The organism is Paenibacillus sp. JT22N7, assembly GCF_059383875.1.
Window position 1 is genome coordinate 35,288 of sequence record NZ_JBXENY010000019.1, and the last position, 24,104, is coordinate 59,391.

General features: G+C 50.2%; 23 protein-coding genes, 1 pseudogene and 1 riboswitch. Of the genes and pseudogenes, 3 read left to right on the plus strand and 21 right to left on the minus strand.

The genetic code is table 11. The features are described 5' to 3' along the window. Window positions 1-16: 16 nt before the first annotated feature. The 4 genes from AC50Y5_RS32055 to AC50Y5_RS32070 form a co-directional block, all read right to left on the minus strand. Complete coding sequence (locus AC50Y5_RS32055) at window positions 17-946, minus strand: cation diffusion facilitator family transporter (RefSeq protein WP_494865634.1); 930 nt, start codon at window positions 944-946, stop codon at window positions 17-19. A gap of 20 nt (window positions 947-966) precedes the next feature. Beyond that, entirely contained in the window at window positions 967-1,887 is a 921-nt protein-coding gene (gene secF / locus AC50Y5_RS32060) for a protein translocase subunit SecF (RefSeq protein WP_074904695.1), read from the minus strand. After that, window positions 1,877-3,109, minus strand: a complete 1,233-nt coding sequence (secD, locus tag AC50Y5_RS32065; RefSeq protein ID WP_046229348.1) for a protein translocase subunit SecD — start codon at window positions 3,107-3,109, stop codon at window positions 1,877-1,879. The genes secF and secD overlap by 11 nt, the downstream gene beginning before the upstream one ends. Before the next feature lie 82 nt (window positions 3,110-3,191). Beyond that, entirely contained in the window at window positions 3,192-3,431 is a 240-nt protein-coding gene (locus AC50Y5_RS32070) for a post-transcriptional regulator (RefSeq protein WP_046229349.1), read from the minus strand. Between the two features lie 160 nt (window positions 3,432-3,591). Between AC50Y5_RS32070 and spoVB the strand changes: the two genes are divergently transcribed. Further along, a complete protein-coding gene (gene spoVB, locus AC50Y5_RS32075; RefSeq protein ID WP_056039972.1) occupies window positions 3,592-5,157 on the plus strand; it encodes a stage V sporulation protein B in 1,566 nt (521 codons plus the stop codon). A gap of 82 nt (window positions 5,158-5,239) precedes the next feature. Here spoVB and AC50Y5_RS32080 read toward each other — a convergent pair whose 3' ends face one another. Then, window positions 5,240-6,004, minus strand: coding sequence for a DUF421 domain-containing protein (locus tag AC50Y5_RS32080; protein ID WP_494865650.1), 765 nt, complete (start codon window positions 6,002-6,004; stop codon window positions 5,240-5,242). A 197-nt stretch (window positions 6,005-6,201) separates the two neighbouring features. Next, window positions 6,202-7,539 (minus strand): ArsB/NhaD family transporter, encoded by a 1,338-nt coding sequence (locus AC50Y5_RS32085; RefSeq protein ID WP_442952549.1) that lies wholly within the window; start codon window positions 7,537-7,539, stop codon window positions 6,202-6,204. Between the two features lie 133 nt (window positions 7,540-7,672). Here AC50Y5_RS32085 and AC50Y5_RS32090 point away from each other — a divergent pair, with 133 nt between their 5' ends. Then, window positions 7,673-8,065 carry a TIGR04086 family membrane protein gene (locus AC50Y5_RS32090; protein ID WP_056039970.1) on the plus strand — a complete coding sequence of 131 codons (393 nt, stop codon included), beginning with the start codon at window positions 7,673-7,675 and terminating at the stop codon, window positions 8,063-8,065. Window positions 8,066-8,219: 154 nt separating this feature from the next. On the opposite strand, the gene yajC is transcribed toward AC50Y5_RS32090, so the two are convergent. From yajC to AC50Y5_RS32160, 14 genes are all read right to left on the minus strand, one after another. Further along, window positions 8,220-8,540, minus strand: a complete 321-nt coding sequence (yajC, locus tag AC50Y5_RS32095) for a preprotein translocase subunit YajC (protein ID WP_056039968.1) — start codon at window positions 8,538-8,540, stop codon at window positions 8,220-8,222. A gap of 15 nt (window positions 8,541-8,555) precedes the next feature. Next, a complete protein-coding gene (gene tgt / locus AC50Y5_RS32100) occupies window positions 8,556-9,692 on the minus strand; it encodes a tRNA guanosine(34) transglycosylase Tgt (protein ID WP_494865652.1) in 1,137 nt (378 codons plus the stop codon). A 38-nt stretch (window positions 9,693-9,730) separates the two neighbouring features. Further along, window positions 9,731-10,777: a tRNA preQ1(34) S-adenosylmethionine ribosyltransferase-isomerase QueA gene (queA, locus tag AC50Y5_RS32105; protein WP_494865638.1), complete on the minus strand. Its 1,047-nt coding sequence runs from the start codon at window positions 10,775-10,777 to the stop codon at window positions 9,731-9,733. 10 nt (window positions 10,778-10,787) lie between these two features. Further along, window positions 10,788-12,884 carry a SpoIID/LytB domain-containing protein gene (locus AC50Y5_RS32110; RefSeq protein ID WP_494865640.1) on the minus strand — a complete coding sequence of 699 codons (2,097 nt, stop codon included), beginning with the start codon at window positions 12,882-12,884 and terminating at the stop codon, window positions 10,788-10,790. A gap of 1 nt (window position 12,885) precedes the next feature. Then, window positions 12,886-13,353 carry a thiol-disulfide oxidoreductase DCC family protein gene (locus AC50Y5_RS32115; protein WP_494865642.1) on the minus strand — a complete coding sequence of 156 codons (468 nt, stop codon included), beginning with the start codon at window positions 13,351-13,353 and terminating at the stop codon, window positions 12,886-12,888. A 1-nt stretch (window position 13,354) separates the two neighbouring features. Next, a complete protein-coding gene (gene ruvB / locus AC50Y5_RS32120; protein ID WP_056039956.1) occupies window positions 13,355-14,359 on the minus strand; it encodes a Holliday junction branch migration DNA helicase RuvB in 1,005 nt (334 codons plus the stop codon). Window positions 14,360-14,379: 20 nt separating this feature from the next. Further along, entirely contained in the window at window positions 14,380-15,018 is a 639-nt protein-coding gene (gene ruvA, locus AC50Y5_RS32125) for a Holliday junction branch migration protein RuvA (protein WP_056039954.1), read from the minus strand. Then, complete coding sequence (gene ruvC / locus AC50Y5_RS32130) at window positions 15,015-15,518, minus strand: crossover junction endodeoxyribonuclease RuvC (RefSeq protein ID WP_046229358.1); 504 nt, start codon at window positions 15,516-15,518, stop codon at window positions 15,015-15,017. The genes ruvA and ruvC overlap by 4 nt, the downstream gene beginning before the upstream one ends. A gap of 178 nt (window positions 15,519-15,696) precedes the next feature. After that, window positions 15,697-16,413, minus strand: a complete 717-nt coding sequence (locus tag AC50Y5_RS32135; protein ID WP_494865644.1) for a BofC C-terminal domain-containing protein — start codon at window positions 16,411-16,413, stop codon at window positions 15,697-15,699. Window positions 16,414-16,498: 85 nt separating this feature from the next. Then, window positions 16,499-17,353 carry an ABC transporter ATP-binding protein gene (locus AC50Y5_RS32140; RefSeq protein WP_063892629.1) on the minus strand — a complete coding sequence of 285 codons (855 nt, stop codon included), beginning with the start codon at window positions 17,351-17,353 and terminating at the stop codon, window positions 16,499-16,501. Continuing rightward, window positions 17,350-18,126, minus strand: coding sequence for an ATP-binding cassette domain-containing protein (locus tag AC50Y5_RS32145; RefSeq protein ID WP_056039951.1), 777 nt, complete (start codon window positions 18,124-18,126; stop codon window positions 17,350-17,352). The genes AC50Y5_RS32140 and AC50Y5_RS32145 overlap by 4 nt, the downstream gene beginning before the upstream one ends. 1 nt (window position 18,127) lies before the next feature. Beyond that, window positions 18,128-18,955, minus strand: coding sequence for a nickel transporter permease (gene nikC, locus AC50Y5_RS32150; protein ID WP_056039949.1), 828 nt, complete (start codon window positions 18,953-18,955; stop codon window positions 18,128-18,130). Between the two features lie 15 nt (window positions 18,956-18,970). Next, window positions 18,971-19,900, minus strand: a complete 930-nt coding sequence (gene nikB / locus AC50Y5_RS32155; protein ID WP_056039947.1) for a nickel ABC transporter permease — start codon at window positions 19,898-19,900, stop codon at window positions 18,971-18,973. 19 nt (window positions 19,901-19,919) lie between these two features. Then, a complete protein-coding gene (locus AC50Y5_RS32160) occupies window positions 19,920-21,494 on the minus strand; it encodes an ABC transporter substrate-binding protein (RefSeq protein ID WP_056039945.1) in 1,575 nt (524 codons plus the stop codon). 282 nt (window positions 21,495-21,776) lie between these two features. Further along, window positions 21,777-22,039, minus strand: a riboswitch (cobalamin riboswitch). 225 nt (window positions 22,040-22,264) lie between these two features. Between AC50Y5_RS32160 and AC50Y5_RS32165 the strand changes: the two genes are divergently transcribed. Next, window positions 22,265-23,296, plus strand: a complete 1,032-nt coding sequence (locus AC50Y5_RS32165) for a hypothetical protein (RefSeq protein ID WP_494865647.1) — start codon at window positions 22,265-22,267, stop codon at window positions 23,294-23,296. A gap of 78 nt (window positions 23,297-23,374) precedes the next feature. On the opposite strand, the pseudogene AC50Y5_RS32170 reads toward AC50Y5_RS32165, so the two are convergent. Continuing rightward, a pseudogene (locus AC50Y5_RS32170) lies at window positions 23,375-24,104 on the minus strand (hypothetical protein); the annotation flags it as partial.

The window sequence follows — 24,104 nt, forward strand, 5'->3', positions numbered from 1 at the left end:
TTTCTGCCGCGCTGCGCTATTGAAGCAGCGTAGGCATATGTTCCTGATTCGGATCGTGATTGGATTTATAAGGATAACCTGGGTCATAAGGCTCGACATGAATCGTTGCGTCCGTTAGGTGGGTAAAGCGTGTCAACAGCAGTCGTTTCACCCTTTTCGCCACTTCATGCCCTTCAAGCACAGTCACGCGCGGATTAACGCTAATAACCGCCTCCGCAACGACGTAATGGCCCCGCTCGCGAGCATGCAGCGACTGTACGGTGACGACACCTTCCACCCGTTGAACGAGCTGCATAAGCTCCTCGGTATTTTCGCTGTATACTTCTGCGGCAGCTTCCTCTCTATGAGGGGAAGGCACAATAATGCGATAGCCGCCGTTCATGACGATAACCGATATGACGATAGCAGCTGCCGAATCAAAATAATAAAGCACCGGAAGCGAAATCAGCTTGCCCAGCCACGCGGCTCCTGCACCAATGAACACAGCAAGTGTCGCATACAAGCTGCTGCCATGCTCCCGCTGTTTCCAGACGAGCTCCTTCACGAGCAGGCAGCCAGCCAGAACGACAAGCGCACTCCAATGAGGCGGCTTGCTAATGCCCTCTGCAATGTCCCGAACAGCCGAAATGCCAATTTCCAAGCCAATAAGGAGCAAGGCTGCCGCTAAAACGACATTCATGACGGTTTCTGTCTTCCGTGTTTCCTTATGCTTTACAGCAGCAGCGCTGCTGGAAGGGGCTTCGCTGCCACTTTCATTACGCTGCGAAACGACCTTTTCCGCAAAAATAGCCGCCGCCTCAGCTGCCGATCGGCAACCATCCGCAAGCAATGCTTTGCTGCCGGACAGCCAGCCTGCTGCCCCTTTCAACAACGCCAACGCCGCATTACCCCAAATTCCTGACCAGCTGGCCGGCTCTGCTTTTGTATATCGTTGGTTCATTGTCATGACTGCCTCCTTCTACGCTGTTAGACCGCAGTCTTGGCAGGCTGCTTTGCTTTAGGCTTTTGTTTGCTTTTAAGAAGAAGCCAGAGCGGGCTCGCAATACAGATCGACGAGTATGCGCCGCTTGTCAGACCGATAATTTTCGCCAAGGCGAACAGCTTAATCGACTCGCTTCCGAAAAGGAATAAACAAACCGCGATAACGAGTACGGCCAGTACCGTATAAATGTTACGCGCCATCGTCTGCCAAAGGCTCTGATTGACCATATCTGCGAGCTGATCACGCGTTTTCAGCTTGCCAAAACGAAGATTTTCACGAATTCGGTCGAAAATAACGATTTTATCATTAATCGAATAACCGATTGTCGTCAATACTGCGGCAATAAACGGCAGATCGACTTCCAGACGGAAAATGGAAAACACAGCGACAACGACAAAGGCGTCATACAAAATCGCAATGTTCGCTGCTAGCGCAAAGCGCCATTCGAAACGGATCATCACATAAATCATAATCGCAATACTTGCAATAATAACGGCATAAATCGTCTTGAAGCCAAGCTCACGCGCCATATCCGGGGATACTACGTTGACCTCTGCCGATACTTGATCGCCAAATTTTGCTTTAAACGCATTTTGAATTTCCGTGACCTTCGTTTGCTCCAATACTTCTTCAAAACGAGCTGAAACGCGATCGCCGTTCGTGCCGCCAACAGTCGGTGTAACGTTCGTAACGCCAGCTGTTGCCAAAACTTCCTTCGCTTCCGCTTGGGTCAAAGCTTTGCCGACTGCGATATCCATATTCGTACCCGCTTTAAAATCGACGCCATAGTTCAGGTTGAACAGGAACAGCGAGATAACCCCTAAAACCGTCAAAATAATAGAAGCCATGAAAAACTTTTTGCTATGCTTGATAAAGTCAAAATGCACTGTTGTTTTAAAGTTCACGGATGTCCGCCTCCTTCACGCCGAAATAGCTAGGTTTAGTAAACAGGTTGCTGCGAATCAGCAAATGTATCAGTAGGCGTGAGAAGAAAATGTTTGTAACGATACTGACCAAAATACTCAAAATCATCGTCAGTGCAAAGCCTCTGATCGCACCGTTTCCGATGTAATAAAGCACGCCGCAGGAAATCATGTTCGTAATGTTCGCATCCATAATCGTACGGAACGAGTTTTTGGAGCCTGCTTTAAGGGAGGAAAGCAAGCTTTTGCCGCTGCGGATTTCCTCTTTGATCCGTTCGTACATAATGATATTCGCGTCGACCGCCATCCCAATCCCGAGTACAAATGCGGCAATACCCGGCAGCGTTAACGTGACATTCAGCATCTCGAATACGAGTACCAGCATCCATGTAAATGTAATGACCGTAATACCCGCTACAACGCCCGGTATACGGAACAAAATAATCAGGAACACCAAAATAATCGCCGAGCCGATAACGCCGGCGCGAACGGTATCTTCAAGCGACTGCTGTCCAAGCTTTGCGCCAACGCTTTGCGTGTATTTCTCTGTCAGCTTAAGCGGCAATGCGCCCAAATTAATCGTATCTTTCAAATCATTCGCTTCATCAAGCGTGAAATTGCCGCTAATTTGCGCGCTTCCGCCGCTGATTGGCTGGTTGACGTTCGGATTCGACAGCATTTCATCGTCGAGATAAATCGCAAGCGTCTTGCCCGTCAGTCTTGTCGTAACATCCTCAAACTTCTTCGCATCTTTCAGCTTAATCGAAACGACCGGATTGTTCAGTGAATCATATTCGACCGTAGCTGCATTTTGCACAAAATCATCACCTTGAAGCTCAACCGTGCCATCTGGTGCTCTAAAGGTCAGATTAACCGGCTTCTTGATAATGTTTCTTACCTCATCCTCATTCGTAACGCCTGCAAGCTTGACGCGAATGCGGTTTGTTCCTTCTGTCGTTATCTCCGGCTCGGAAATACCCAGCTTGTCCGCCCGAGCCTCGAGGCTTTTCGCCGTATCCTTCAGCAAAGTAGGCGTTACTTTATCGCCAGCTGCAAGCGGTTCTGCTTCATAAAGCACCTCGAATCCGCCCTTCAAATCAAGGCCTAGCCGAATGCCGTTTACCAGCGATGGGCTCGTCCAAGCGATCACGCCAAACATGATGACAACGATCCCAAGGAAGGCAAATAATCTTTTCCCGTTCATATTTCCTAAGTCCCCCTTATGATCTCAATATTCCTATTATACTTGCGAGCAATTTTTGAGTCAAAAAAAAGAAACCCTTCCCTTAGAAATGGGTTCCCCGGTAGGCGCTAATCGTCAAAAAGTTCATAAAGCTCGTCACCTTCAGCGATAAAATGTCGTTGACCAGCTTGTGCAGCTCCGGCTGCCCGCTCTTTTTATATCCAGCGCTTACGCATGCCCAAATGTCTTTCCCATTCGCATGTTCATAGCCAATAAGCTGAAACTCCTCTGCCTTGCTGTTGCACAGCTGCTCAATTACCTGAACCAGGTCCTGTTCCTCCATAGCCGCGCCTCCCGTGCTTTTTTGCCTTGACTGATACTATTCGCTGTCCATAGCACATATTCCTGCACATAAAGCGATGTTCATTATCCAATCATGATTCGGACATGCCGTGCATAACTATGATACTGCAACAATACGGCTAATGGAATGAGGGGCGAGTATGACCAAGCAAACGTTTATAAAAGGGGCCATGATTTTACTTGCAGCAGGCGTCATCAATCGAATTCTCGGCTTCGTCCCGCGCATTGCGCTGCCGCGCATTATAGGCGCCGAAGGCGTGGGGCTGTATCAGCTGAGCTATCCGTTTTTGGCGGTTATGCTGACAATAATTACCGGCGGCATTCCGCTCGCCGTTGCCAAATGGATTGCCGAAGCCCAGTCAAACGGAGATGAGGGGCGGGTCCGCCATATTTTCCGCAGTGCTCTGCTGCTTACGATTTTTCTTGCCATCACGCTGACCAGCCTGCTGCTGCTGTTCTCGCCTTGGATTACTGCGCATTTGCTGCCGGACAAGCGTGTGCAGCGCACATTTCTGTTCATGACGCCGATGCTGCTGATCGTCGGCGTCTCATCTGTATTTCGCGGCTACTTCCAGGGCAAGCAAAATATGATTCCCTCCGCCGCTTCCCAAATTGTGGAGACGGTGCTGCGAATTATTTTCTCGCTTAGCTTCGCGATGCTTCTCATGCCCAAAGGGCTGGAATGGGCAGCGGCTGGCGCCATGCTTGGCGTCGTGGTCGGTGAAATCGGCGGCCTAGCCGTCCTGCTGTGGAAATATGCGAGGGAAAAAAGGACTCCCGCTCTGCTGTCTGAGGCAAGCATGCCATCAACAGCTGCTGATAAGGGACCCATTATGGGCAAGCTGCTTAGCCTGTCCATACCGGTTACAGCCAGCCGCCTTGTCGGCTCGCTCTCCTATTTGCTCGAATCTATTTTCACCGCTCGCAGTCTTGCTACGGCAGGCATTGCTACAGGCATTGCTACGGCACAGTACGGGGCGCTGCAAGGAATGGTCATCCCGCTCATCCTGCTGCCAACCGCATTGACCTATTCCCTCGCCTCCTCGCTAATTCCGTCGCTTTCTGAAGCAGCGTCACGCGGCGATATGGCTACGATCCATAAGCGCTTGCACCAATCGATGAGGCTGGCCCTTGTCGCCGGAGCGCCTTTCGTCGTCATTCTCGGCCTATTCGCCGAGCCGATCTGCCGGATGCTGTACAACCACAGCGAGATTGCACCGATGCTGCAGCTGCTTGCTCCTGTCGGCCTTTTTATTTATTTGCAGGCTCCCCTGCAAGCAACTCTTCAGGCGCTCGATAAACCGGGCAAAGCGCTTATGAACACGTTTATTGGAGCTGCTATTAAGCTGGTCTTCATTATATATCTCGCCTCCAAGCCCGAATTTGGCATATATGGCGCTTTAATTGCGATTAATTTGAATATCGTGCTAGTCACTGCGCTGCATGGCATTAGCGTTCTCAAGCTGATCGGCTTCCGGATGAAGCTGCGCGATTTTATGAAGGTCATCTCTGCTATGGTTGTTATGGGGGCCGCAGCACGCTTCGTTATGAATCGGGAGCCCGTAGCTGCGGAATGGGTGAATTTGCTTGTGGCCTGTGCTTGCGGCGCAATTGTATATTTGGCGCTCATGGTTTGGACGAACATTATTGACCGGCATGACCTCACCCGCTTGCCCAAAATCGGCCATTGGTTTTCACGAACCTAGACCATCGCCTGCGATAATGTCTTCATATATTCGTATCGTTAAAAAAAAGCCGCGAGCAGTTTGGGACATCCTTGCTCCCAAACTACTTTCGCGGCTTTTTCGTTTTATCCAAAAACAGCTTGCCTTTATGGTCTATTGTACAAAGGAATACTTCCTTAAAGTCGGTTACCCCTTCATCCTGAAGGACATTTTTCAACCAAAAACGGGTTTTCTCCAGCTTCTCCAAATTTTCATCCTGTACTTTGCCATCCATAATGAGCGGAATAGGCAAAATCTCAAAACGATATTTGGGCGGAATGACCTTAGCATTTTGCTGCATAGACAGCTTGCCCGCCAAATCCGAATTATGCTCAGCACTACTGCCTTCTTCCGCCTGCTGCTGCAGCTCGTGTCCGCCCCTGCTCCGTTGTTCCTCCACATTCAAACGCTCTTCCGCTATCTCTTCCGGGGACCCTTCTGTACTTTTAGGAATGACCGACAGCTTGCCGCTCGTCTCCAAAATCGCAAATTCCACATCCGAGATTCTTGTAATTTGATTTTCTCTAAGCTGGAGCATAAAATCATCCAGATTATAGCGCTGCTTGCGCATGACATCGCGATTCAGCTTGCCCTTCGCCATAATAACGCTTGGCTTCCCGTCAAATAGCTGCCGCAGCTTGCGATTTTTCAGCGCCACAAAAGCCATTCCCACCTGCACCAGCATTAAAATAACCATCGGCACAATGCCTTCCCACATCGTTCGATCCAAATCCTCTATAACGATCACAGCTATTTCCGCAATCATAACCGAGATAACGAGGTCAAAAACCGACAGCTTGCCGATTTCCCGTTTTCCCATAAACCGCATGATGAGAAATACGATGAAATAAATCAATACGGTACGCAGCACAAGGGTCAGAAATTCCAAGTGGTCCCGCCTCCTTCATCGCTCGCGCCTGCTGCATGTTGGCCTGAGCGGTCTGTACACGTATTCTCACCTGCCGCCATCTCCCTCATACGAAACGGCCAGGCACGAATTTATGGTAAAGGCGGGAAAACATAAAATTACGGGATCAGAATAAAATACACATAAGCCGTAGAGACGAGCAGCGACATAAGCGCAATTGGCGCACCTACTTTAAGAAAGGCTCTAAAATGAAAGCTTTTGCCTTCCCGCAAAGCAAGGCCTGCGGCAATTACGTTTGCGGAAGCGCCAATGAGCGTGCCGTTGCTGCCGAGATTTGCGCCAAGCGACAGCGACCACCACAGCGGCTCCATTTGACCCGCGCTCAGTCCCAGCTCAGCACCCATCGCTTGAATAACAGGAACCATTGCCGTTACAAACGGCACATTATCCATCGTAGCGGAGGCTACACCGGAAATCCACAATAGCAGCAATGACGCTATATCAACATTACCGGAAGTCATTTGCAGCACAACTAAAGCGATTTGATTGGTCCAATTCGTTGCCGAAAGTCCCGCTACCATAATAAATAAGCCGATAAAAAATAATATCGTACCCCAATCCACCATGCGGAAGGCAATTTCTGCTTCCTTGCGCTTCAAACCTATGACCATGAGCAGTGCCGCACTGCCAAGCGCGATAGCCGCCGGCTCAATGCCTAATGCCGAATGGAGCGTAAAGGCAATAATGGTTAGCAAAAAAACGACGACCGATTTGATCATCAGCGGGCGATTTTTAATGTAGGAGCTGGCGGAAAGCTTCATCAGCTCGCTTGCTTCCTTGCTTTTATGCGTAGGCTTAAAATGCTTGCGGTATACGAACAAAAACAAGCCTATCGTAACGATCAATATAAACAACGATACAGGTCCTAAATGGATGATAAAAGCATTAAACGTCAACTGCTTGTTCGCAGAGCCAATAATCATATTAACCGGATCACCGATTAAAGTAGCAGCACCACCGATGTTGGAAGCAGCAATTTCTGCAAAAATAAAAGGGTAAGGATTCAGCTTCAGCAATTTTGTAATCGACATTGTTACCGGAATGACGAGCAGCATAATCGTTACATTGTCCAGAAAAGCTGAGCTAATGCCGGTTAAGGCAATGAGCAGTATAAAGATTTTCCACGAGCTTCCTTTGACCCACTGGGCCAGCTTGATCGCTATGTATGGGATGACACCTGCCCGGTTCAAAATGCCGACAAGCAGCATCATGCCGATGAGCAGCATAATGACCCGCCAGCCGACCGCCTCCGTAAATGCATAACGCAAGTCCAATATGCCCAGCACCAATATGAGAAATGCGCCTGCAAGCGCCGCCACTGCCCGATTGATTTTATCCGTAATGACAAAGGCATAGGTTACCAAAAAAATAACTGCTACCGCGATAACCTGCCAAGCCGCCGGATTGTAAAGCATTCCTGCTGCCTTGGTTTCCATCTCGCTTCACCCTTTCTTATCCCTCACATTATACGTAATTGGATAGAATTTCGTCCACCCTTCCGCTTGCCTGTACTATTCCGCAGAGCCTGGCCATATGGTTTAAGTAAAAGGAATTTAAAGGAGGAAAACGATGAATCCCATTAAACATGTTCCGCGGCCTCCCCAGATCGCTTCCCCTATGCTGGCGGGTCTCCTGTATGCCATCATTTGGCTTGCTTTAGGCGCATTGCTGCTCTCGCTTTTGCTGCATTTTGGAAATATGAAGGAAAGCAGCCTGCCGACTTTCGCAACATGTATTCATGGCGTATCCGCTTTTGCGGGCGGATTAACGTCCGGCAAGCGATCCGGCATGAAAGGCTGGTATCAGGGCGGATTGCTTGGCCTGCTCTATGGTTTGACCATATTGTTAATTGGCTTTCTGGCTGCCGATGCCGGATTTTCTCTGCATACCGCCATTGTCCTTGGCATTACTTTGCTGCTTGGCGCTTTTGGGGGCGTTATTGGCGTCAATCTTAAAAAGTAATTCGGCAGCCGGCATCATTTTCAGACGGCATAGGAGCGCTAACGGGGAAAAATAGAAGCAGCTTAGCCTAAAGAAGGCTTCTACATACTCATATAAAAAAGCCTGCGTCTTGAAGGATTAACCTTCAAGGCGCAGGCTTTTTGGAGCTATCCTACTAATCTTTCGAAATCGTAGGCGCACTGCTAACGACCGAGCTAATTGCGCTGCGTTCAAACGTCAGCTTAACCGTATCATTGACGCGAAGTACGACTGTGTCATCCGTCAATTCCGTGATTGTACCGTGCATACCGCCGATTGTTGAAATTTTATCGCCTTTTTTCAATTGCGACAACAGCGCTGTACGCTGCTTTTGTTTCTTCTGTTGCGGACGAATAAGCAAGAAATAGAACACGGCAAACATAAGTAGTATCGGCCATGCCATGCCCCAAATGCTATTCGCTGGTGCTCCAGCTGCATCTGCTAACCATAGTGACATTGAAATCCCCCCTTTCTAAAAACCCTTATCGTTATCCCGCAACCCATAGCTGTCAAAAAACTCATCGCGAAAATCAAGGAGCCGATCTTCGGTAATCGCCTGACGCACATCCCTCATGAGTTGAAGCAGGAAATGTAGATTATGATAAGTCGTCAATCTCATACCGAATGTTTCATCGGCCTTCATCAAGTGGCGAATATACGCGCGTGAATAATTCGTGCATGTGTAGCAAGAGCATTTCGGATCAAGTGGACCAAAATCCTCTGCATACTTGGCATTGCGAATAACGAGTCTTCCCTCGCTTGTCATCGTTGTTCCGTTGCGCGCAATTCTCGTAGGAAGCACACAGTCGAACATATCGATGCCGCGAATGGAGCCTTCCAGCAGCGCATCGGGCGAACCAACTCCCATTAAATACCTTGGCTTGCCGGTTGGAAGCAGCGGTACCGTATACTCAAGTGCTTGATACATCAAGTGTTTCGGCTCACCGACACTTAGTCCTCCAATAGCATACCCCGGGAAATCCATGGAAGTCAAATCTTTCGCGCTCTGGATGCGCAGGTCCTCGTACATGCCTCCTTGGACGATTGCAAACAGCCCTTGATCATGTGGACGCGCATGGGATTCGAGGCAGCGCTCCGCCCAGCGTGTCGTGCGCTCAAGCGACTGTTTCACATAAGCATGCTCAGCTGGGTATGGCGGGCATTCGTCAAATGCCATCATAATATCCGAGCCAAGCGTATTTTGAATTTCCATCGCCTTCTCCGGCGACAAAAACATCTTGTCTCCATTCAGATGGGAGCGGAACTGGACGCCTTCTTCCGTAATTTTACGCATTTCGCTCAAGCTGAACACCTGAAAACCGCCGCTGTCAGTCAAAATTGGACGATCCCAGTTCATAAACTTATGCAATCCGCCTGCACGCCCAATCAAATCATGTCCGGGGCGCAAAAACAGATGGTACGTATTGCTCAAAATAATATGAGCATCCATCGTTTTCAGCTCTTCCGGGCTCATCGTCTTTACCGTCGCCTGAGTTCCCACTGGCATAAAAGCCGGCGTCTCAATAACGCCATGGGGCGTATGGACGCGGCCAAGCCGCGCTCCAGACTGCTTGCACACTTTTAACAATTCATAGGTTACAGCCACAATTCACGCTTCCTGTCTTCTTTAATTTTGTTGCTCCACTATTAATAAATAAACATCGCATCACCGAAGCTAAAAAAGCGGTATTCCTCACGAATCGCTTCTGCATAAGCGCTCATAACCGCATCGCGCCCAGCAAGCGCGCTGACGAGCATAACCAGCGTCGACTTGGGCAAATGGAAATTGGTTAGCAGCGCATTAACGAGCTTGAAGGAGTAGCCCGGAAAAATAAAAATATCAGTCCAGCCGCTGCATGCCTGAATCGCTTCCTTCTCAAAGCGCGCCGCAACGGTTTCCAGCGTCCTTGCAGAGGTTGTCCCTACAGCAACGATGCGTGCGCCCTCGACCTTCGCCTGATTCAGCAGCGCCGCGGTCTCCTCGCTAAGCTCGTAATATTCCGAATGCATCACATGCTCTTCCACTACGTCTACCGACATCGGCCGAAACGTTCCAAGCCCAACATGCAGCGTCACATAAGCAATGCGCACACCTTTATCCGCAAGCTGCTGCAAAAAGTCAGCTGTAAAATGCAGTCCAGCCGTCGGGGCTGCCGCCGAGCCATCATGCTTGGCATAAACGGTCTGATAGCGCTCGCGCTCCTCCAGACGTTCCCGAATGTAAGGCGGAAGCGGCATTTCTCCAAGCCGCTCCAGCAGCTCCTGAAAAATGCCCGTATACGCAAACCGGATCGTACGGCCGCCCATATCGCCTTCTTCTTCAACAAAGGCACGAAGCAGCGGCTGGCCGCTGCCGTCATCGCCAAACCATACCTCTGCGCCGATCTTCATGCGTTTGGCAGGCTTCGCGAGCGCCTCCCAGCGGTCACCTTCCAGCTGCTTGAGCAGCAGCAGCTCAATCTTCGCCCCTGTATCCGCCTTCGCGCCAATTAAACGAGCAGGCAGTACCCTGGTGTCATTAAGCACCAGCACATCGCCGGCATGCAAATGCTGTGCCAGATCGGTGAAGCTTTCATGATTCACCGCGCCATTGCTGCGGTCCAGCGTTAAAAGCCTCGATGAAGTGCGCTGCTGCAGCGGGGTCTGAGCAATTAAATGCTCCGGCAGTTCAAAATCAAACATTTCTACGTTCATCTGTCAGTCATCATTCCTTAGCGATAGTTACATCATTATAATAGTATTTCAGAATATAAGAGTAGTCATACCCTTGCTCGGCAAGGCCAAGCGCCCCATACTGGGACAAACCGATGCCATGGCCGAAGCCTGTACCGATGAAACGGAAGCTCGGCGTCTTCGTCGCTTCACGAATCTTGCCCTTGCTGCCCATAATATACAGCTTGGCATCCATTTGCTTCACTTCGCCGCCTGCCCCAATCGTATAGATCGCACCTGCACTCTCAGGCTTTGTTGTCGTTTTCTTATTCGCTCCGAGTACGTTCACGCGTGCTGTCTCGTCAATTTGGAACAAGGTGCTCGGCAGGCTTCCCAGCGCCGTCCGCAGCATATCCGGATATTTGACCTCCAGCTTTTTGCCGTTCGCCAGCATTTCCGTAGCCCGACCCGACTGTCCTGTCTTGCTCACTTGGAGCGAAGTAATTGGACCGGCTATCGTGGTGACGCTCTTGAGTGAAGCAACCAGCTCCTCTGAGCTGAAAGGTCCTCGTACCCAAGACATCGGACCGGATTGCACTGATTTTTCCAAGACGACTACCTTTGCACCCGCATTAACTTGGCCAACCAACGGCACATCATCTTGGATGAGCGGTATTTTCCGCACCTTTACGCCGTCCGTATTCACCTTCATCAACTTAATTCCTGCGGGATTCGTTTCGCTCGTTGCCGTAAGCAAATCTTCGCGAATATAGCCGGTCAAGCCGCTTGGGAGCACGACGCGGTACCAGCTGTACAGCCCTTTTTCCGCCGAGCTGTCCGTCGGGCTTTTGACACTCGTCAAATAAGGAACGGCATTGCCCCATACTTCCTTGGCATCCGCTGTAGCCCCGCCGCCATTGGAGGAATAAAGCGCCTCAATCAGCTTGCCTTTATAAAGCACGACCTCGCCTTGCGTCGCGTCTACCGCTTGAATCGTGGATTGCTTCTCCGTGCTTGTTCCCGCATAGGCTTGGCTGCTCACACTATCGACTACATGGGCGATTTGAAAGCCCGTGCCTTGATAGAGCGCATACGTTCTAGCGGCTACCGCCTGAGCCTTCAAAGCCTCCTGCGGCCAAGTCGCAACCATTTCCGCACCTACAACGGAATACAAATACTGCTCAAACGGAAGTTCATTTACGACTGCAAGCTTCCCATTAAAATCACTAAACTCAAAAGCACCGCGATACGTACGGCTGTAACGCTCCGTCAGTTTGATCGTTTCTTTGCCTGCCGGCTCGACCCATACTTTGGCGCTTGTTACAGGGAACGTATACATCGTAAGTGAGCTTCCCGACTTGCCTGTCAGCGTATGGTCGTTCTTCAGCAGCAGATAAGGCGATTTGGCGTCAGCCTGCAGCAGGCTGACGCCAGATGCTCCAGACGCTACCTTGATGAGGTCTAGATCAGCACTGCTGGCAGCAGCACCTACCATAACCGAATAACGCAGTCCGCTGGCTGGCTTGCGCACAGCGATATACGTATCAATTCCCGCTGCCTCAAATGATGACGATGCCTTAACAGCCTCAGCTTTAGAAGCATAGCCTGTGCTTTCCAGATGAAGCGGCCCTTGCAGCTCCGGCTGCGAACCGCCGGACAGCTTCGTTAACTCGCTGTCTGACTTCCATTTGCTTAGCGCAGTTTTTGCTTCTTCAACGGTTTTGTAGGTACCTTCTGTTACTTGATATACCGTCTTGCTTTTCTTCGTTAAGGAAGTAATAAAACCGCTGCCCTTCGCCGTCTGCACTCTTTTATAAGCGCTAAGCGCCGTCTCGAAGCTGGTCGTTTCCAGCACCTTGACCTTATAATCGTCCTTGGCAAAGCGGGCCTGTACATTGCCTGCCTCCCGCAGCCATTCCTCCGCGCCGGACGGCTGCTTCATTCCAATGGACAAGCCGCCTGCCGAGCTGAGTGTTGCTGCGGCTGTATTCACCGAATATTTCCCCGGAAATTGCAAAAATATAGCGACTCTTATCGAATCAAGCTGAGGTACGGCTCCTTGAGAAGGCTGTACATGCCACATCGAAATGAGCATTAGCCCAGCTAAAGTTAGAAGCGACAGCCGTCTGATCGAAAAGCGGGCGTTCATCTCACCTTCCCCCTTCTGGGTGATTATTGTTCTGCATTGGCGGCTTCCATTCGCAGCCATCCACCGAGCAGCTTTGCTCTGTTCTGCCAAACCATTCGTAACGTCGGCCCGCAATGATGCGATAAATAACATCTGCTATTCGCCGCATGCCTGGGATCCGGTACAACAGGGCGAGCGCTCCCAGCCCTTTAACCGTGCGCAGCACGCGTATAACGCCGTCTGCTCCGGCATATAACATGCCATTGCTGTCCGCAACATGCATTTTCTCATAAAGCTGCTGCGTGCTCACCTGCTGAATGCCAGGAACGCTCACCGTTCCCGGCTGTTCCAATTGCTGAATTTGCACAAATTGCAAATGGGCCCGCGACGGAAGCTCCTTGAGCTTTGCAACCGTTGCAATGCATAGATTGCACTGGCCATCATAGACGATAAACAGCTTTTCTACTGAATGCTTCCCCGCGCCAGCCATTCTAATTTCTCTCCGGGTATGGAATGCCTATATGGCGATACGCCTGCTCGGTCGCCATACGTCCGCGCGGCGTACGCTGGAGAAAGCCAATCTGCATTAAATATGGCTCATATACATCTTCTATCGTCTGGCTTTCCTCGCCAATTGTAGCCGCGATTGTATCCAGGCCTACTGGACGCCCGGCAAATGTCGTCATCATTGCATGCAGCATTTTATGGTCGATGCTGTCCAGTCCCATCGGATCAACCTGCAGAAGCTCCAGCGCCGAGCTTGCTATTTCGTCTGTTATAATGCCATCGCCACGCACCTGGGCAAAATCCCTTACCCGCTTGAGCAGGCGGTTGGCAATTCGCGGTGTTCCACGGGAGCGCAGCGCAATTTCCTGAGATGCTTCGCCCACGATGGAAATATCGAAAATTTCCGCCGAGCGCGAAATAATATAAGCAAGCTCATCAACCGTATAAAACTCCAGCCTGCTGATGACGCCGAAGCGGTCCCGCAGCGGAGCGGAAAGCAGCCCCGCCCTTGTCGTTGCGCCAATTAATGTAAAAGGCGGCAAATCAAGCCGTACGGATCTTGCGCTTGGCCCTTTGCCGATCATAATGTCGAGCGCATAATCCTCCATTGCCGGATAAAGCACTTCTTCTACTGTACGGTGCAGCCTATGGATTTCATCGATAAACAGCACGTCGCCCTCCTGCAAATTCGTCAGCAGGGCAGCGAGATCGCCTGGGCGCTCAATAGCTGGTCCCGATGTCGTACGCAGGTTTACGCCAAGCTCATTGGCGATTATGTTCGACAGCGTTGTTTTTCCAAGTCCGGGCGGCCCGTAAAGCAATACATGATCGAGCGCTTCCTTGCGAAGCTTTGCCGCGTCTATGTATACTTTTAAATTTTCCTTCGCCTTCGATTGACCGATATATTCAGCCAAATAACGAGGACGCAGACTTAGCTCCACCGCCTGATCATCCATCATAAGGTTGGCGGAAATAATTCTTTCGTCCATCCGTGCTCAGCTCCTTTTCGTCAACCTTTAAACAGCTGCTGCAAAGCGCGCTTCATGAGGGAATCAACCGTCTCCTCTGGAATCACCGTCTGCTGCAAGCCATGCCATGCCCGGTCAAGCTCCGCAGCTGTATAACCAAGCGCTGCGAGTGCCTCACGCGCTTCTTCCCAAGCGGTGCCTGCTCCCTGCCCGCTTCCGCTTTGGAATAAATCAGGCTCCAGGTAAGCGCCCGCCGCCGACAGCACTGCCGCATCGCTTGCGATGCCTGCAAGCTTGTCCTTCAAATCCAAAATCATCCGCTGCGCCGTCTTCTTGCCAATGCCCGGCAGCTTCGTAAGAAACGTAATGTTTTCCTGCTGAATGGCAGCAATAACGGTTTCTGGCTTGCCTCCTGCGAGTATGCCCAGCGCCACGCGCGGCCCAATGCCCGATACTTCCAGCAGCTTGCGGAACAGCGTCTGTTCCTCGCGCGTTGCAAACCCGTACAGCAAAATCGCATCCTCGCGAACGGAATGATGAATATATAGGGTTGCAGGCTCTTCCCTTTTCGCTAACGCATAGGGATTCGGCGTAAACACCCGGTAACCGACATCTCGTACATCCAGCACCACATACTCCAGCTCAACATGGGACACTATACCTCGTAAAAAATCAATCATGATCGTCCCGCCTCATTAATTTTTTGGACTAAAACTGCCGAATGGGCATGGCAAATGGCCACTGCCAGCGCATCCGCCACATCATCGGGCTTCGGAATGGCCGATAAATTCAGGAACATCTTGACCATCTCCTGCACTTGGCGCTTTTCCGCCTTGCCGTAGCCTACAACAGCCTGCTTAACTTGCAGCGGCGTATATTCCGCAACCGGAAGCCCGCGCTGCGCCGCCGCCAAAATAATAACCCCCCGCGCCTGACCAACCGCAAACGCCGTTGATACGTTCCGGTTGAAGAACAGCTTCTCCACCGCAACCGAATCGGGCTTGTACTTATCCATTAGGGCAACAGCCGAATCATAAATTTGAATGAGCCGCTCCTCGGGCGGCGTATGCGCCTCCGTCTGAATACAGCCATACTGAACGGGCTTAAGCTTATGACCCTGTTTATCAATGAAACCAAAACCCGCTATCGCAATACCGGGATCTATGCCTAGAACGCGCAAACCGCCAACTCCTTATTCCTGCCGTTTATTTCTCCTATTATACCAAAAGACAGAAAGGATGAGAACATGCGTTTGAGGAAAGTGTCGAGGAGCAGCCGATTTTCTTTACACCATCATTCATTATACAACAAGAAGAGGACGTCCTCTATAAGAACGTCCTCCGGGCTGCTATTTTCATCTAATAAGCGGATCGTTTAGCCGGTTTGCCATGTCCCAGCTCATAGTCGCTAAAGGTAGACAGGACGCTGTTAAACTCTTCGATGTCATTGATTTTAATGCCGTGGGTCAGCTGCTCTACTTTGTCGCGGGGCAAGCTGCTTTCCAAATACCGAATATCCAGTTGAAAAAAAGTTCTTAGCACCTTCTCCTGCTGGGGGGCCCCCTCAAACAGCGATAAATTCCCCTGCCTGTCCACGCCCATATACGCTTCATTCTGGCAATGCTTCGAAAACTCATCCACCGTTTGCTCAACCAGCACCCGGCTCGTTTTTTTATCGAAGCTTGCATGCCATTCGCCATTCGCCTCGAGCAGCCGGATCAGCTGGAGAGAAGTCATGCGCCCAAGCGGCCTGCTCTCCTCGCCGCATAGATAGTAGCGGCGCAGCATGACGCTGACTGGCTCCTGCTGCTCCCGCAGCTCGCGCAGCAGCTCAGAAGAGGGGCCGCTGGCGGCTCCTGCACTAGATGCTGCTCCTACGCCTACGGGATTAGCGCCAGACGCTGAATCGGCAAAATTGGCGACGGCGCTTGCCAGGTTGATGGCCGCAGCCGCCTTCGCAGGATGCCAGACAGTACCCGCTAGCGTGACGGCGAGCAAGGCGATACTGCCTAGCGTCCAAAGCGGACGGCGGCGAAGCTTTCTTTTTAGCTGCTTCCATAAGCTCATTAGCATCATGTTTGAACCCCTTTGTGCCTTTTTATTGCATAGGGTTCCACTGAGTTTCCAATATTATGCGCGTAAGAGAAACACCGAAGGAGGGCTAGCTTTTTACAAGCTCATAGGGCAGTTCCTTCTCCGCGTTTTCAACTGAGCTTTCGTCCACGTGCTCCTCTAGCGTCGCAAATAAAGCATGGGTGTACGGATGCTTAAGCTTGCCTTCCTCCCATTCACTAAACGTTTCCACGATTTCGCCCTGGTACATGACCGCGATCCGGTCGCACAGCTGACGGGCAAGCGCCAAATCATGCGTAATGAACAAGTAGGCCAGCTCTTGCTGCCGCTGAATTTGCTGGAGCATCGACACGATAGAAGTCTGCGATAAAGGATCGAGACTGGCTAACGACTCGTCGAAAATAATCACTTCCGGGCGCACCGCCAGCGCTCTCGCAATGCATACGCGCTGCTTCTGCCCTCCGCTAAGCTGATGCGGCAGCTTGCCTAGAAAGCTCTCGTCCAGGCCAACGGCGCGCATGAGCTGTTTGCTTAAGTCCCGAATTTCCAGCGGATGCTTAGCTCCAAAATTGCGCATTGGCTCTGCCAGCACCTCTTTAACAAGCATCCGGGGATGCAAGGAGGATGCAGAGTCCTGAAGGACAAGCTGTACGCTTTTGTATACCTGCAAATCCTTCATATGATGTCCATGAATAGACTGTCCGCCGAGCAAAATTTGCCCGGAGCTTAGCGTTTCCAGCTTCATAATGAGCCTTGCTAATGTGCTTTTCCCGCTGCCGCTTTCCCCAACAAGCCCAAGCGTTTCTCCGCGATGCAGCGCGAGATCAACCTGCTTCACAGCTTGAACGGCCGTGCTGCTGTCCTTCGCCTTAAGCCCTCTTCGCTTTCTCAGCAGCCGCAGCGGAAACGCCTTGGTCACTTGACGCAATTCCAACACAATCATAGGACGCTTCCTTTCGCTTGGACTGAAGCCATCCCGCCCGGCTGCATCGTGATGACACGATCCGCGAATTTGCGGACGCTTTGCTCGTCATGCGAAATGAGCAGCACCGTCAAGCCGAAATCCGCCTGCAGCTGCTTCAGCAAAGCTAACACTCGGTCGCGATTGAGTGCATCCAGCGCCGTCGTCGGCTCATCGGCAATAAACAATGCCGGCTCCGTGCTCAGCATCATTGCAAGAAGCACCCTTTGCCGCATGCCTCCGCTCAGTTCAAAAGGGTATGCGTCCAAAATCGCTGCCGGGTCCGCAAAGCCAATCCGTTCCAGCATCGTGCCCAAATACGCTTCCATTTCTTTGCGCGAACGCTTCGCTTGCAGCTTCAACGTCTCGACCATTTGCCTGCGCACCGTGCGGATCGGATCTAGGCCGCTCAGCGAATGCTGAATAAGAAGGGCGATTTCCTCACGGCGAAGCTTCTGCAAGCGACGCTCATCATAACGGGAAATATCATCCTCCTTATAAAAAATATGCCCGCCTGTCAGGCGCAGCCCGGTTTCCAGCAGCCCGACAAGCGCATGGGCAGTCATGCTTTTGCCGCAGCCGCTCGGCCCTACAAGCGCAGCCATTTCACCGGCATGAAGCTCCAAGGATACATTTTGGATGATAGGCAGCCATTTTCCAGCTTGCTGCCGGGAAATTTCTATATTTTGAACGCAGAGCAGCGGGGTATCGTTAAGGTTGGCGCTGTTGTTAATGTTGGTAGTGTTCGCCGCCATCTTACACCTCCTTCGGAACGTCAGCGTTCTGCTCTTTAAACCGGTCGCCAATTAATTGGCACGATAATACGAAGCTTACGATGGCAAGCCCCGGAAAAATCATGACATGCGGCGCCAGCTGAAAATAACGTGTAGCATCATGCAGCATGACGCCCCATTCAGGAGTAGGCGGCTGAACGCCCAGCCCGAGGAAGGATAGCCCGGCGATGAGCAGCACGATTTTTCCAATGTCAAGCGTACTGAACACAGCGATCGGCGCTGCAATCTGCGGCAAAATATAACGGCGCATAATCCGCAGATGCGAATTGCCGGACATGCGGGCTGTTATTAAATAATCCTCCTTGCTCACCTTAAGCACGAGCCCGCGAATGAGCCGGACATAATTGGCCCACCTCACGATGACAATCGCGATGATCATATTCGCAAACCCGGGTCCGAGTATGCCCACAATGGCAATTGTCAGTACAAAATCAGGAAAAGCGAGCGTGCCATCCATCAGCCGCATAAAAAAATGATCGGTGCGCCCGCCAAAATAGCCTGTTAACAGCCCAATCGGCAAGCTAATGCATAAGCTCAATCCCAAAATGACAAAAGCAATCGTAACCGTCGTCCGAATCCCATATAAAATGCGCGATAAAATGCAGCGCCCCAAATGATCGGTGCCAAAAGGATATTCGCCGCTCGGCGCCAGAAGCCGATTCGGCAGATTCACCTGAAGCGGATTATGAGGCGCGAGCCACGGGGCCAGCAAGCCCAGCAGCACAATACTTGCAAACAGGCCGATGCCAAGCAGCAAGCTTGTATTCTTTTTTTGAAAAAGGGTCCGCATAAAAAAGAGTTCCTCCTAGCTTGCCCGCAGCCGCGGGTCCAAGCGCACATAAAAAACTTCCACCGCCAAATGGATTGCGACAAACAAGAAGGAGGTGAATACGACATAACCTTGAATGACCGGATAATCCCGCGCCGTTATCGCTTCAATAATATATTTGCCTACACCGGGCCAGGAAAAGATCGTCTCAACGATCACATTGCCTCCCAGCATAAAAGCAAAGCTTGTCCCCAGCATCGATAAGATCGGCAAAAAGGCATGCTTGAACACTTGAAAAATGAATATTCTTCCTTTGGATAAGCCTCTCGCACGCGATGCTTTGACGAAGTTCTGGTTGTTCATCTCCAGCATATTCGTCCGCAAAACCCGGGCATAGACCGCGCCAAGCCCTAGGCCAAGCGTAACCGCCGGCATGAGGAGATGAGCAAAGCCCCCGCGTCCCATGGAAGGCAGCCAGCCTAGCCGGACCGAGAAAAAATAAATCAATAAAAAACCGAGCCAAAAGGAGGGGATCGAGGCGCCCAGCAGCGCAAGGATTCGGCCTATCCGGTCCAGCAGCCCTGTTGAAAAGATTGCGGTCACCATGCCTATAAGGCACGTTGCCAGCAGCATGACCAATGCGCCAGCAGAAGCAAGCTCCAGTGTGGCGGGCAGCCTTTTGAGCAGTTCCCCGGCAACTGGCTCCTTGGACATATAAGATGTCCCCCACTGCCATGTAAATACATCGCCTAGCCAGCCTATATATTGACTCCACAAGGAATCCGTCAGTCCCATTTCCTCCCGGAGCGCGTCAATCGCCTCCTGCGAGGCCGGGATATTATGCGTGGTCAGCAAAATTCTCGCCGGATCGCCTGGAGATACCCGCATTAATATGAAGGTAAGCGTCGCTACGCAAAAAATGACGAGCAGCATTTGCGCGACGCGTTCTAGCCAAAAACGAAGCATACTTAAGTTCACCCTTTACTTAAGGGATATCGACTTCAGCCGTCACATAATAATATTCGATCGGATGCGGTATGAAGCCCGTTACCCCTTTTTTCACGCCAAATACATTGTCAGGATGTACGATAAACGACTGCGGCAAATCAGCATTAATAATATCTTGGGCCTGTATCGCAAGCGCATAACGCGCATCGGTATCCGCCGTATCGTTAAGCTTATCGATTACCGTCTCAAGCGGCTTCGATTCATAATGGCTGACATTCGATTCGCTAGCAGCTTGATAGAAAATGTTCAAGAAATATTGCGGATCGCCCGTCTGCGCCGTCAGCATGCTGTACATCGCAAGGTCCCAATCGGACTTCGCAAGCTCAGCGTCAATATTTTCAACCTTGCGTATTTTCACGGTAATTCCTTCATTAAGCAGTTGATTTTGAATAACCTCTGCCATAACCGACAGCTCTGGGCGGTGCGGGAACGTAAGGAGCGTCGCCTCGAACGGCTTGCCTTCCTTCTCCCACATGCCTTCCGCATTTTTCTGCCAGCCGCCAGCGGTCAGCAATTGCTCCGTCGTTTCCCCTGCTGCTTGCTCCGCCACTTTGCCGAATGGCAAAATTTCCGGGAACGGGCTTTTCGCTTTCGTGCCGTAACCACGCATAACCGATTCAATAATCGCCTCGCGCGGAATCGCTTGATCTACAACCTCGCGGTTCGATTTTTCTTTAAACAAAGCAGAATTCATATTAAATAATACCATATGTGTACGAACCGATGGGGCAGACAGCACTTCCAGCTTGCTGTCCTTCTCTACCAGCTCAATGCTGTCAATCGGAATGTCCGTTGCGACATCTACTTCACCAGCTTGCAGCGCCATCAGACGCGTGTTGCCATCGGTTACAAACTTCATCGTCACTTCTGAAAGCTTTGCGGGTTCCCCCCAATAGCCATCATAACGCTCAACAACAAGCGATACGTCTTTCGTAAATTGCTTGATTTTGAAAGCTCCCGTCATGGCCGGGTAGCTGCCCGCTTCCTTCATGCTGTCAACATCAAGAATAATCGTGCTTGGATCAGCCAAGCTGGAAATGATCGCCGAGTTCGGCTGTGTCGTAATCATTTTCAGCTCGTCAGGCGCAAGCACTTCAATATCTTTAACCAGAAGCAAATCCTTCGCCAAATGGCTGTTCGCAATGGAACGCAGCAGCGATGCTTTTACGCTTTCAGCATCCATTTTTTTGCCGTTGTGGAACGTTACGCCCGTTTCCAGCTTGAACGTCCACGTATTAGCATCCTCCTGCTTCCATTCCTTCGCGAGCCAAGCGGATGGCTGCAGCTGCTCATTCAATTTAATCAGCGTTTCCCCTGCGCCCGAGCGCATAACATCCCAGCTATCGTCGCCATGCGGATCAACGCCTGCAGGGTTCCAAGTGTACGCCATTGTTAGTGTTTTTTTAGCGGCAGCAGCGTTGTTTCCCGAGGCAGCATCCGTGCCCTGCTCTGCGTTTTGGCCAGCATTCGTGCTGCATCCTGCAAGGACCAGCATCAAGCAAACGATCATCATTCCAAGTGACAAGCTAAGCGGCTTCTTCGTGTGGTTCATTTTTCTTTTGTCTCCCCTTCTAGTAAGCGTAAACGGCCGAAAGCCGTCCTGTGGCGGCAAAGCTACCGTTTCGCGTAGAAATATAGAGAAAGGATAGAAAAATCATATCTTTTCTCTATATTTAAAAAAAGCATCCCCGACCCTTAAAAAGCAGTCAGAAATGCTTTTATGTTAAATAACTAAACCTTATCTGCGTCTGCTCGCCATGAAGCAACAAATAATCGTTAGACATTTTGCAATAAATGGGCATAACCAACCACCTCCCTAAGCACCGTAGGTCAAACAGTGATGTTAAAACAGGCAGGTCTCCTGACTTGGGGCCTCCCTCTCTTCCCTTCCCAGCTAGGGTAAGCATCTGCTATTCGTCTTGCGACGAAAAGAAGCTCATCAGCCAGTGGCTTATTTGTGAGGGGAGCGCAGCCTGTGTAAGCTGCTGCCCTTTACAGTGGCGGGTCCGTGTCGGCCTTTAACCGAACTTCCCTTTTAAGCGAACGAAGACGTATAAGTTCCAGCCAACATTTCGCACCTATTTTCATTCAAGTATGAAGTTTTGCAGGCTCATAAGCCCGTCCTGTCCGTAATCCATTCTTAATCATAGGGAGGAAGCGGGAATCTGTCAATGGCTTTAATTCGAAAATGAAAGTGTTTTCAACATAAAACTTTCATATTTTTTCCAGTAATGTTATATTGAAATTACTTCACACATGATGAGCTTATTTATTAAATTAATCCAATAGATAACCTAATCAAATAGAAAAGGAATGATCACAGTGACGGTGAAAATCCTTCCAGTTGAAGAAAAGCAAATTATTGATTCATATTGGTTTTACAGTGATTTTTATTCTATTATCTCGCGTGTGGACTCGAAAAAATTATGGTTTATGAATAATTATATTAATTTATTCGATATTCCTGATCCAAACCAATTATATACCTTTTTCTTCAACGGTTATTATAGAGATAAAATGGTTGAGTTTTATGACTGCCCTTTTATTGATTTTCAGCGGATAGCGTTAGACAGGCAAAGCTCAACGATTTTAAATAACGAGCTGTTTGATTTTATTAAAGCATCGATTGATGGCGGCTATTATGTAATCGTTATGATCGATCGTTTTCATATTAAAGAGTATGAAATTTCGGCAAAATCCCCACATGAAGTCATGATAAATGGGTATGATGATGCAAATAAAAAGCTGTACTTTTGTGACAATAATGCCAACGGAAAATATTCAACGAATATCACCTGTGATTACGAAGCTTTTCATAGAGCATTTCATATATTAGAAATCGATGCCCATGATTTTAAAGACCATCTTTATTTATTGAAGCCGCTCGAAAATACCGATTATACTTTTTCTCTAACCTATGTGAAAAATACGATGAATGCCTACCTCTTGTCTAAGGCACATACGGATGAACATTATAACCAAGCTTTAGGCACACCCGGGCTAACCTTCGGTATTAATGTTTACGACAAGGCCTCCGAGTATTTAAAATATTTGGCTCAAGAAGAGGTAGTATTTGATATTAGATCGTTCCACCTGCTTTACGACCATAAGAAATGCATGACCATGCGATTAAACTACATGATTAATAACCATCATTTGATTGATGATAATCAAATTTTAAGCAGATGGAAAAATCTGGAGGCTGCTGCGCTGGCTGTAAGAAATTCCATCTTAAAATATTGGCTTACTCGAAGCTCGGATACGTTGTACAAGCAAATGGAGCAGCTGCAAAAATTGAAGGAGACGGAAAAGATTTTGCTGCAGGAGATTGTAGATCAGTTGAAGGATGGTTAGATTTATTAACAAATCAGAGAGCACCTCTTCTCCGTTATGAAGAAAAGGTGCTTTGCTATTAACTTATTAATTTAAAAACTAGCGGCTAATCCAAGGGCTGCTGTTTTGCTTGCTCGTTCTAGAACGAGGGGCAACGGTGCGAATTACCGCTTTTTTATTGGATTTGCGCTGCGCATTGTTTTTGCCGTTTTTCACATTGATTGTCGTTGTTTCTTTTACTTGCTCATCCTCTTCGCGCTTATCCTTGCAGCCGCAATTGCATGGCTTTTGTGACTCAACTCCTGCGGTTTGCATAGGATAATATCCGTAAGGCGGGAACGGAGGAAATGCTGAGACGGGATAGCCGTTGCAGTTGTTGCCGATTGGCGACACCATTCCGCCATAACCGTAGCCTTGTGTGTTTGCTGGCGATACGGCTCCACCATAGCCGTAGCCTTGCGTTTCTGCCGGCGATACCATTCCGCCATAGCCTTGCGTGCTTGCTGGCGATACGGCTCCACCATAGCCGTAGCCTTGTGTTTCTGCCGGCGATACGGCTCCACCATAGCCGTAGCCTTGTGTTTCTGCCGGCGATACGGCTCCGCCATAGCCTTGCGTGCTTGCCGGCGATACGGCTCCACCATAGCCGTAGCCTTGCGTCTCTGCTGGCGATACCATTCCGCCATAGCCTTGCGTGCTTGCTGGCGATACGGCTCCACCATAGCCGTAGCCTTGCGTCTCTGCTGGCGATACCATTCCGCCATAGCCGTAGCCTTGCGTCTCTGCCGGCGATACCATTCCGCCATAGCCGTAGCCTTGCGTCTCTGCC

Coding starts and splice junctions, on each gene's coding strand:
- ruvB (WP_056039956.1), bottom strand. CDS start 14,359: ATGGACGAAAGAATTATTTCCGCCAACCTTATGATGGATGATCAGGCG.
- ruvA (WP_056039954.1), bottom strand. CDS start 15,018: ATGATTGATTTTTTACGAGGTATAGTGTCCCATGTTGAGCTGGAGTAT.
- AC50Y5_RS32070 (WP_046229349.1), bottom strand. CDS start 3,431: ATGGAGGAACAGGACCTGGTTCAGGTAATTGAGCAGCTGTGCAACAGC.
- AC50Y5_RS32110 (WP_494865640.1), bottom strand. CDS start 12,884: ATGAACGCCCGCTTTTCGATCAGACGGCTGTCGCTTCTAACTTTAGCT.
- AC50Y5_RS32140 (WP_063892629.1), bottom strand. CDS start 17,353: ATGATTGTGTTGGAATTGCGTCAAGTGACCAAGGCGTTTCCGCTGCGG.
- queA (WP_494865638.1), bottom strand. CDS start 10,777: ATGAACGTAGAAATGTTTGATTTTGAACTGCCGGAGCATTTAATTGCT.
- AC50Y5_RS32055 (WP_494865634.1), bottom strand. CDS start 946: ATGACAATGAACCAACGATATACAAAAGCAGAGCCGGCCAGCTGGTCA.
- AC50Y5_RS32135 (WP_494865644.1), bottom strand. CDS start 16,413: ATGATGCTAATGAGCTTATGGAAGCAGCTAAAAAGAAAGCTTCGCCGC.
- secD (WP_046229348.1), bottom strand. CDS start 3,109: ATGAACGGGAAAAGATTATTTGCCTTCCTTGGGATCGTTGTCATCATG.
- nikB (WP_056039947.1), bottom strand. CDS start 19,900: ATGCTTCGTTTTTGGCTAGAACGCGTCGCGCAAATGCTGCTCGTCATT.
- yajC (WP_056039968.1), bottom strand. CDS start 8,540: ATGTCACTATGGTTAGCAGATGCAGCTGGAGCACCAGCGAATAGCATT.
- AC50Y5_RS32115 (WP_494865642.1), bottom strand. CDS start 13,353: ATGGCTGGCGCGGGGAAGCATTCAGTAGAAAAGCTGTTTATCGTCTAT.
- AC50Y5_RS32085 (WP_442952549.1), bottom strand. CDS start 7,539: ATGGAAACCAAGGCAGCAGGAATGCTTTACAATCCGGCGGCTTGGCAG.
- AC50Y5_RS32090 (WP_056039970.1), top strand. CDS start 7,673: ATGAATCCCATTAAACATGTTCCGCGGCCTCCCCAGATCGCTTCCCCT.
- AC50Y5_RS32080 (WP_494865650.1), bottom strand. CDS start 6,004: ATGCGGTTTATGGGAAAACGGGAAATCGGCAAGCTGTCGGTTTTTGAC.
- AC50Y5_RS32145 (WP_056039951.1), bottom strand. CDS start 18,126: ATGGCGGCGAACACTACCAACATTAACAACAGCGCCAACCTTAACGAT.
- spoVB (WP_056039972.1), top strand. CDS start 3,592: ATGACCAAGCAAACGTTTATAAAAGGGGCCATGATTTTACTTGCAGCA.
- nikC (WP_056039949.1), bottom strand. CDS start 18,955: ATGCGGACCCTTTTTCAAAAAAAGAATACAAGCTTGCTGCTTGGCATC.
- AC50Y5_RS32160 (WP_056039945.1), bottom strand. CDS start 21,494: ATGAACCACACGAAGAAGCCGCTTAGCTTGTCACTTGGAATGATGATC.